The sequence below is a fragment of the Methanospirillum hungatei genome (assembly GCF_020216685.1).
In the GTDB taxonomy this organism is placed as follows: Archaea; Halobacteriota; Methanomicrobia; order Methanomicrobiales; family Methanospirillaceae; genus Methanospirillum; species Methanospirillum hungatei_B.
The window spans coordinates 1-9,325 of the sequence record NZ_JAIWNS010000205.1 but is presented as its reverse complement, the minus strand read 5'-3'; the positions used below and the strand labels follow the sequence as shown (position 1 = coordinate 9,325).

Genomic DNA, 9,325 nt, shown 5'->3' with positions numbered 1-9,325 from the left:
TGCAGGAGATGCTCGGTATGGATCATGAACTGGCTCATGCACAGGCCTGTACCATGGAGCACCATACAACCGACGACACCATCAATCGTCTTCGCGGATTTCTCCGGGGTAATCGTGATTGCCCGGTGACCTGTCATGGTCATGTCAGACGATGTTCGTTTAAAAGTCTGGCAGATTGTGCTCATGGTGACGTCGTTACAATCGATGCTGTCCGGGGATGTGGCCGGGGCGGACGACTGGCAGATCTCGGTCTTATTCCGGGAGAAAAAGTGACCGTGAAACAGCGGATGGCAGATACCCTTCTCATCAGGGTGAAGGACTGTGATATCGCCATAAGTCCGGAGATTGCCCGGTCAGTTCTGGTTGAGGTGGACCAGTGAAGATTGGGCTTATAGGAAATCCAAACGTCGGTAAATCACTCATATTTTCACATCTGACCGGTATCGGGGTAGAGGTCAGTAATTATCCGGGGACAACGGTTGATATCCTCTCCGGAGTGTCCTGTATCAATCGGCTTCCGGTTGAGATAATCGACCTTCCTGGTATCTATTCGCTGGATGGTGAGGGTGATGAGGAACGGCTGGTCAGGGATATGGTCCTCTCCCATAGCTTTGACGTGCTGGTTGTCATCCTTGATGCGGTTCATCTTGAACGAAACCTCTATCTCTTCTTGCAGATCCTTGAGCATCGTATCCCCATGATCGCCGTTCTGAACATGGCGGATGAGGCGGAAAAGCAGGAAATCCAGATAGATACACATGCCCTCTCACAGATTACCGGAGTCCCGGTTCTGCTGACCTCGGCAACACTTGGGAAAAATATCGCAGAGATAATCCCTGTTGCAACGACAAGAGCCTCGGTCGGGACCTATCAGGTGGCATATGACCGACATATTGAGGCTGCAGTCAGGACTCTGATGCGGGTATCTGATTCAGGGTCATCACGGGTAGCGTCACTCCTGGCATTACAGGGGATCGGGACTGATCCCTCTCTTCTGGAAGCAGCAAAGACCATTGCCGGCGAACTGGAGGAAGAGCACCGGATGCCGGTCTCATCCCTCATTGCCGGTAACAGGCATCATGCAGCGTCAGAGATACACCACCGGGTTGTGTCAAAAGCCCCCGGAAAAGAGATGCGCGGCCTTGACAGCTGGCTGTTGACGCCGTTTCCCGGTGTTGTGATTATGGTCGGGATCCTGCTCTCCATGCTTCTCGCGGTCTTTTTCATCGGGTCATTCTTTGAAGAACTCATCGTTGAGGCATGTGACATCTGGATCCTGGGTCCCCTGGCTGATGCTTCTCTGGACCCTCTCGTGTATGAACTCATCTTCTCCTTTGTCATCGCCATTCAGGCAGGTCTTGGGATTGCATTCCCTTTTGTCTTCACCTTCTATCTCCTGATGTCAGTTGTGGAAGATACCGGGTATATGAGTCGGATAGCATTTCTAGCAGACCGGATCATGCACCGGTTTGGTCTGCATGGGCAGGCAATTATCCCGATGGTGCTGGGACTTGGATGTAATGTACCGGCTATTATGGCTATCCGGCAGATTGGGACAAAACGCGAGCGACATATTGCTGCATTTCTGATAACCATGGTCCCCTGTTCTGCCCGGACGGTTATCATTGCAGGAATTGTATCTGTCTTTGTGGGGCTTTATGCAGCCCTCTCGATTTATCTGATAATCTTTTCCTTAATTCTGCTATCAGGGCTTTTTCTCTCCAAAATTACTCCTGGGACCCAGCTTGGGATGGTTCTTGAAGTCCCGCCGCTCCGGGTCCCGTCACCGGTAATGGTGCTGACACGGGCATGGATTCACATCAGGGAGTTTCTCGTCATTGCAATGCCGCTTCTGATTGTGAGCAGTATCTTCCTTGGGCTTCTTGGGTTTTACGGTGTTCTGGATGTCATTGAAACAGCAACGGCACCGGTGGTTCAGGGTATCCTGGGTCTTCCTCCGTTTGCATCAACTGCCCTCCTCTTTGGTGTTCTGAGAAAAGAGATGGCTTTTGAGACTCTGGTGGTACTTGCAGGGACTGCAAACCTGACCGAGGTGATGACCCGGGTTCAGCTCTACATATTTGCCCTGGTCAGCACCCTCTTTATTCCCTGTGTCTCAACGATTGCGGTCCTCTATCGGGAACAGGGACTGAAGACAGCGATACAGATATCACTCTATACGGTATTCCTTGGATTTATTGCCGGCACTGTTGTTCACTGGATCAGTACCTCTATACCCTTGTTTTAACATCCTGACCGTCCAGGTACAGTATGGATCCCCATCCCCTGATTCTAGGAGGGACTAACCGTTCCACCCCTTCTGTCATTCCGGTTTCAAATCCGTACTCACTGGTGACCTTTGCGGAGGTCTGTGCTGCCGGGCCTGATGAGATTGAAGAGGCCATACGAACCGCTGAACAGGGAGCAATTCGGATGGCTGCACTCCCCGCCCACAAACGGTCTGACCTGCTCTTTCACCTTGCACGGCTGATGGAGGAGGAGGCTGATATCCTCACCGATATCATCGTTCGTGAAGGGGGGAAGGTGAGAAAATTTGCTGCAACCGAAGTTTCCAGGGCAATCGGGACGATCCGGATATCAGCAGAAGAAGCGGTCCGTATCCATGATCAGATGGTTCCGATGGACGGGTATCCGGCAGGGGAAGGGAGAATAGCCATGATCATGCGGGTACCGGTAGGGATTGTATTAGCAATTACTCCGTTCAACCTCCCGCTGAACCAGATCTGCCATAAAGCAGGACCTGCCCTTGCAGCTGGAAATTCCTGTATCATTAAGCCCCCGTCTGCGACCCCGCTTACCGGATTAAAGTTTGGAGAACTGCTGGTTCGTGCCGGGTTCCCAAAAGAGTCCGTCAGTGTCATCCCCTGCAGGTCTGATATTGCTGAAAGGATGGCAACTGACAAACGGATCTCATGTCTGAGTTTTACCGGCAGTCCGTCTGTCGGCTGGCATCTTCGATCCATTACTCCTGCACGCCATGTCACGCTGGAACTGGGCGGTAATGCTGCGGTGATTGTCCATGAAGATGCGGACCAGACCCTTGCTGCAACCCGGATCATCGAGGGCGCATATTCCCATGCCGGTCAGGTCTGTATTTCAGTCCAGCGGGTTTTTCTACACCGGAGTATTGCAGATCGCTTCATCTACGAACTGGTATCCCGATGTAATGCCCTTGTTACCGGTGATCCTGAAGATCCGGCAACAGATGTGGGCCCGATGATAACTCCTGACAAGGCAGAAGAAGCCCTGCAGAGGATTGAAGAGGCGGTCAGTCAGGGGGCACGGGTTTTGTGCGGGGGCAGGCTGTCTGGTCACCTTCTGCTACCAACCATCCTTGCAGACACCACCCCTGATATGGCCGTCAACTGCGAGGAAGTATTTGCCCCGATTCTCACGGTAACGTCGTATGAATCGTTTGAAGAGGCGATTGCCATGGTTAACGACTCACGGTTCGGTCTTCAGGCAGGAATATTTACGAAAGACCTTGGCCTGGCGATCCATGCTTCAAAGACCATTCAGTGTGGTGCGGTACTGATAAACGACATTCCGACATTCCGGATAGACAGTATGCCCTATGGCGGGGTAAAAGAGTCAGGAATCGGAAGAGAAGGCCCCTATTATGCCATCCGGGAGATGACCGAGGAGCGGCTTGTCATCATCCGACCCTGATTTTTTCAATGGGAGGAACCAGAGAACATAAATTCCAATACTGAGATATTCTGGTATACTCATCACCGGAAAAGGGGTCCGGTGACATCACGTCAGACGGGGTCATTCATGAAAGTCGAGAAGAAGCTGCTGATGATCATAACCTTTCTTGGAGCGCTTGTAGTCCTTCTTCTCATATTTTATCTCACCACCGGTTTTCAGTCCGGAATCAAGGATCTGATCGGTGCGGTATACTTCTCCCTCTGGGGTACTGCCGTGATGGGCCTGTGGCTCTACATTATAGATCCCTATCTGAAAGGGAGGCCAAAGAAAAAGGATCAGAAAGGGACGGTATCAGAACCGGTCAAAACTGCACCGGTGCAGTCATCAAGGTCAAACCTTCCGCTCCGCGATCGAATCCGTGAATATGTTGCCGAACGGAGGAAGGAAGAAGGCTTACCTGTTCCCGAACCACTTCGACCGTCCAGATCCACAACCTCTTCCGGTGCCGGCTCATCATCCGGTTCTTCCACCGGGTATGTGCCCGTCGCTGCTGCAGCCACAGCAGGAGCCGCAGTTGCCATGGCTGGTGCAGCGGTATCGGCAGGAGACGGCGATCTTCCCTTACCTGATGACTATGATGAGAGCGGGGCCGCAGATCTCTTTGGCGATGAATACCCTGAAGATGAAGAAGGCGAGGCATCACTTCCTGGAATTGAGGATGATGACTATGGTTCGTTTGATGAACCCGGCGTTGATGAGCAGCCGGTCACCGAATCAGGGGATCTTCCGGACTTCGAAGGAGACCTTGAGCCTGATATGTCTGATTCAGGATTTGGTGATTCAATTGAGGATGACTTCTCAGGCGGGGATGAGGGATCGGAGTCTATGAGCGGTGGGCTCTCTGATGAGGGACTCTCAGACTTTGACATGCCGCTTGATGAGTCAATGATGGATGATGATCTTTCAGGTGATGGTGACCTGACCGATATCGAGTTTGAAGACCTTGAACCTGACGAGGTCTGACCTTTTTTCAATACACCAGAAACATGTTTTTCCTGAACATGCTACCTTTGTGATCCGATGAATAATATTCTGTCATCCTATCCTGATGTACACCTTATACTGATACTCGTCCTGCTGGTTACCTCTCTTTGTTCTTCCACGAGTGCGGCATCGAAAGGCCCTGCTTTGGAAATTACCAGCCTTTCCGGAGAAGAGATTGCCCATCCAGGTTATCCCTATACCGGAACCGTTACCATTGCAAACAGGGGGGATCAGACGAGCGGGATCACTTCACTGTACATCTTCTTTCGATCCCCAGGAGACCCGGATTTGAATGCGACCATCAGTGTCATCCCGGTCGATCCCATGCAGCCCGGACAAAATATCAGTTCCCCCTATATCGGGACGGTTTCTTCAGATCTTCCCCCTGGTGAGTATCAGGTATATGCGTACATAAAAGGGACCGGGTACTGGGATCCAGAGAAGGCCGGGACAATTGCAAGAATCCCCTCCCCTGTCTCCCTGACTTTTCAGCCTCTCCCGAACCAGTCAGTGATCAATGACGAAATCATCGCAACCATCCGTGAAAGTACAAATGAGAACCGGATACACGAAGGACTCCGGCCCCTAATCTGGGATGAAGATCTGGCGAGGATTGCTCAAGCATATGCCCAAGAGTCAGCCCGTGCCGGAAGGCTCTCTCACACCGACAGAAACGGGAACGGGCCATTTGAACGGGCTTCTGCATATGGGTATCCGGTGACAAAGGATATCGAAGGGGGGGTTCGGATAGGAGTAGCTGAGAACCTTGCCTATATCGGCACCGGCATGGTCACCGGAGTCGGGTATGTTGATCCCACCAATGGCACTGCAATTGGCAAAGCCCTCATGGACGGATGGATGAAGAGTCCGGGCCACCGGAAGAATATTCTTGATCCGCTTGCCGATAGATTTGGTTCAGGTGTTTTCTGGAATGATGAATATTATTACGCAGTCTCTGAATTCTGGTAACAATGAAACCAACACACATAAGCGGATGAAATCAGAACCTATATAGACTACCTGTACGATGCCTTCATGCCTGATACTATGGAAGATACTATAAAACCAGACAAATCCCGCAATTGGGAACTTCTGCTCAAACCGGGAGTCTGCTGGTTTATCTGGGTGTATGAGGACAGAATTGAGTTCTGTCTCCCCTCCGGAGAGATATCCTCCTCTTCTGAATGTATGGATATAGAGGGGATTTTTCCCCCTGATATCGCATTTCTTCTCCATGAGATCATCCGTGATGCCCAGGAGATGGTCCCGGGCGATGCAAAAAGGATTGTGCTTGCAATTCCTGGAACTGACTCAGGCTGGCCAGGGTATCTCTTCCGTCTCTCATCAGGACGTTTCTCTCTTTTATGGACAAGGAACGGGAATGGCGGGCCTGAACCTGACTCCTGTGACCTCCTTGATCATATCAGGAGTGAAAAGGCGGTCAGGAAAGCGAACGAGAAACTGAATTATTTCAATGCTATCGTCCGTCATGATATCATGAATCTCATGATGGGGATAAACGGATATATTGATATCATCGATGAGATCGTGGATGATGATGAGGTCCATCTGCTCATCAGGAAGAGCCGGGATCTTGGTGAACGGGTTTTGCGTATTGCTGAGCTGACCCGGACATACCAGGATCTCGGGATCCGCCCCCCCTCCTTCATCGAGGCAGGCCAGGCAGTGCAGAGGATTATTAACCGCCATGAGTTCTCAGGAAAAATCGTGTCAGATGTTCAGCTGAATGGCCTCTTTTTATATGTAGACCGGATGTTTGACGTGGTCATCTATGAGATTGTGAGAAACAGCATTCAGTATGGCGGTGAAGGGGTTACGATAAACGTTTCATTTGATAAAGTGCCTGAAGGTCTGGCGTTGGTATTTGAGGATTCAGGACCGGGGGTTCACCCTGATTTCAAGGAGAGAATATTCTCCCGTACGTATGCAGACCGGAAGGGCTATGGACTCTATCTTGCCTCCGAGATTCTTGATTTGACCGGGGTTGGTATCAGGGAGACCGGGATATATGGCAAAGGTGCAAGGTTTGAACTGGTCTTCCCGCCTGATACCTACCGGTTCGGGCCATGAACCTCAGGATCGTATCTGGTGTAGGCCGGTAATGGAGAGCAGGTCTGAAAACCGGTCAATGATGTGGTCCGGGGTACATTCCGGATTATATTGTGCAAAGTAATCCCCGTATCGTGCATAGATCGTGACAAATCCAAGTTCCTGTCCGGGGATTACCTCTCTTCTGACTGAGTCACCGACCAGCCAGATGGTCCCTGATACCGAGAGTTCACGAAGTGCCATCTGGAATGGTGTGTGGTCCGGTTTTCTTTTTCCCGAACGGTCAGGAGTGATGAGCACCGGGAAAAAACAGTCGATCTCACATTTTTTCATCCGTTTCCTGGCCTGCTCTGATCCTGCATCGGTAACGATGGCCATTTTAATGCCGAGGGATGCGAGGTGCCTCAGGGTATCATGGACTCCGGGATACGGGTATATGTGGGCTATCTTCACGTCTTCAAAGAGCCGGGCGGCATGGTCAGCAGATGCCGGGGTGTATACTCCTTTCTCTTTCAGGTAGTCAAAGATGTGATTTGGATCTTCAAATGAGTGTACCGGCCGAAGGAAATATTGAAAAAGTTCTGTTTCATCCCCGGTCCCGATATAGTCCGTGACCGCACGGCATGCTGCATATTTTGCATCGATGAAGGTACACAGGGTATTATCGAGATCAAAGAGGATTGCATCTGGGATACAGCCGGATGAGGTGTTCATGGGCGTGTACATGTTGCGTTCGGGTACCAAAGTATGTTTGTCCCTGATAGGTCAGTTTAGGTGAGCGTTTTTCAAGGCCGGTATCGGTAAAACCATATTCAAGTATCGCTCATATTTTCATTCGCGTATCAACGGAGGTGTGCAGGACATGGGTTGTCCTGGATAACATGAGAAAGGATCTGACAATATCTCTTGATGAAGAATATATTAATGCACTGCTGGAGATTGCAGAAAACCAGAAATCGACCCTTTCAGCACTTATCCGCGATATATTCTCCTCATATATACAGGCAGTTACCAGGGGAGCAACTCCGGATTTTTCTGACCTGACCGATGCTCCAGGTGAAGCGGCCGGGACTTTGACTACATCCATGGATCTTTCCGGGACGGTTGCACGGCATGCGGCACTGATTGCCGAGCTTGAACGCCGGGTCGGTCTGCTTGAAGGACGAGCTCTGAATTCTCCCTACCAGCCACAAAAATCCCTGTTTACTCCTGATCTGATGGCACTGACGAGTCCGGTCGGGATCTCATCATCTGCCGGGGTTATTGATTCTGATATGCCTCCGGTCGGCAATCTTGCTGAGGAAGCTCTCGTTAAGGTGCAGATGCAGCCGGTTGCACCCGTGATGGATGCGATGGAGATGGGTTCGATGAAGATCCGGACCGATAAGGAGTACAGCCAGACCGAGGCAGCAGTGGCCTTAGGGATCTCCGTTACCACGATGCGGAAGTATATCAAGGAAAAGAAGATTGCTGCACGGAAGGTTGGCCGATCCTGGCTTATTCATGGGCGGGATATTCTTGCTCACAAGGCTGCGGCACAGGAGTAAACCAGAGAGTTTTTGTGCTGCGCCACTAACCTACTGTATACCGGGCATTCTCCGGTGTGACTGGTGGGGTTTCGCACCGGTGTATGCCCTGGGATGCTGCATGCAGGGGGAGCATGCGAATACTTCATCATATTCTGTTTCCTGTACTGTTTTTCATTCTGGTACTGCCGGTTATCATTCTGCCGCCTCAGTTGTCAGGAGATCCTGATGAGATTATTCCAACGAGAAATCTGATGCTTCTTGGTGAGTATCCGAATGATATCCCGGTTGTCAGGGAAGAGGCCGGTCCGGTTCTGACGTTTTCAGCCGAGGAAACGGAGCGTCCTGCTCCATCTCTGAATGTGACCGCCCCGGTTCCTGCCGGGTTTCTGGCGCCGAACGGGAAGATGGGTCCGCTCGCGGTTCCGGAGCCTGAGAAGCCGATGGGAAAGGGGTGGGTTCAGGTTAGTCTGTCCACATCGGTTGACAGTCCGACTGAGATGATTGAGGATAGGCAGCGGTACATGGCATCCGGGCTATTTAATGTGCATGTGTATCACAATTTTGCCGGATAGAAATAGAAAATCCTTATATGTTCTGAAGTATACCTTTTAAGGCGCACGGGCCTATGGTCTAGTTGGTTATGACACCGCCTTTACACGGCGGAGGTCGCCGGTTCGAATCCGGCTGGGCCCATACCAGTGAAGATAAATTTTCTTTTTTTGTATGATTCTTTATAGTGTTGCATTACCACAAAACACGACTTCAATGAAGAAAAAATTAAAAAAATATTTTTACTAAAGCTTTAAAAAAATCTTTTGCTCATCTTACAGGGCAAATGGCAACTTATAAAGCTTAACTTTATATCTGAGAAGTGTACATATATATGGGATGATCGCTCCGACACACCAAATTGAACACATCGGCGGAATCCCATACATCTTTGAAACATTAAAAGAACTTCAAATCATACGAATTTTGAATGAGGTATATTCGCCTCACAGAAACTGGGT

The 9,325-nt window shown here is 50.5% G+C and carries 9 protein-coding genes and 1 tRNA gene; 9 read left to right on the top strand and 1 reads right to left on the bottom strand.

Annotation, left to right across the window (positions count from 1 at the left end; genetic code table 11):
• The 6 genes from LDL35_RS12560 to LDL35_RS12535 form a co-directional block, all read left to right on the top strand.
• Positions 1 to 380 (top strand): metal-dependent transcriptional regulator (locus LDL35_RS12560; protein ID WP_304022959.1); only part of this gene is annotated, 380 nt, incomplete at its 5' end.
• The gene (gene feoB / locus LDL35_RS12555; protein ID WP_304022957.1) at positions 377 to 2,248 is read left to right on the top strand and encodes a ferrous iron transport protein B; all 1,872 of its coding nucleotides are present in this window, start codon (positions 377 to 379) and stop codon (positions 2,246 to 2,248) included. The genes LDL35_RS12560 and feoB, both read left to right, overlap by 4 nt.
• Positions 2,249 to 2,271: 23 nt before the next feature.
• Positions 2,272 to 3,690, top strand: coding sequence for an aldehyde dehydrogenase family protein (locus LDL35_RS12550; RefSeq protein WP_304022955.1), 1,419 nt, complete (start codon positions 2,272 to 2,274; stop codon positions 3,688 to 3,690).
• A gap of 108 nt (positions 3,691 to 3,798) precedes the next feature.
• Entirely contained in the window at positions 3,799 to 4,695 is an 897-nt protein-coding gene (locus tag LDL35_RS12545) for a hypothetical protein (protein WP_304022954.1), read from the top strand.
• 57 nt (positions 4,696 to 4,752) lie between these two features.
• Positions 4,753 to 5,685 (top strand): CAP domain-containing protein, encoded by a 933-nt coding sequence (locus LDL35_RS12540; RefSeq protein WP_304022953.1) that lies wholly within the window; start codon positions 4,753 to 4,755, stop codon positions 5,683 to 5,685.
• Positions 5,686 to 5,751: 66 nt separating this feature from the next.
• Positions 5,752 to 6,807, top strand: a complete 1,056-nt coding sequence (locus LDL35_RS12535; protein WP_304022952.1) for a sensor histidine kinase — start codon at positions 5,752 to 5,754, stop codon at positions 6,805 to 6,807.
• Positions 6,808 to 6,810: 3 nt separating this feature from the next.
• Here the strand turns inward: LDL35_RS12535 and LDL35_RS12530 are convergent, their stop codons facing one another.
• Entirely contained in the window at positions 6,811 to 7,500 is a 690-nt protein-coding gene (locus LDL35_RS12530) for an HAD family hydrolase (protein ID WP_304022950.1), read from the bottom strand.
• Between the two features lie 167 nt (positions 7,501 to 7,667).
• Between LDL35_RS12530 and LDL35_RS12525 the strand changes: the two genes are divergently transcribed.
• The 3 genes from LDL35_RS12525 to LDL35_RS12515 all read left to right on the top strand — a co-directional run bounded on the left by LDL35_RS12525 (position 7,668) and on the right by LDL35_RS12515 (position 9,008).
• Positions 7,668 to 8,333: a helix-turn-helix domain-containing protein gene (locus LDL35_RS12525; RefSeq protein ID WP_304022949.1), complete on the top strand. Its 666-nt coding sequence runs from the start codon at positions 7,668 to 7,670 to the stop codon at positions 8,331 to 8,333.
• Positions 8,334 to 8,389: 56 nt separating this feature from the next.
• Positions 8,390 to 8,887, top strand: coding sequence for a hypothetical protein (locus tag LDL35_RS12520; RefSeq protein ID WP_304022947.1), 498 nt, complete (start codon positions 8,390 to 8,392; stop codon positions 8,885 to 8,887).
• A 47-nt stretch (positions 8,888 to 8,934) separates the two neighbouring features.
• Positions 8,935 to 9,008: transfer RNA gene (locus tag LDL35_RS12515), tRNA-Val, on the top strand.
• Positions 9,009 to 9,325 lie beyond the last annotated feature (317 nt).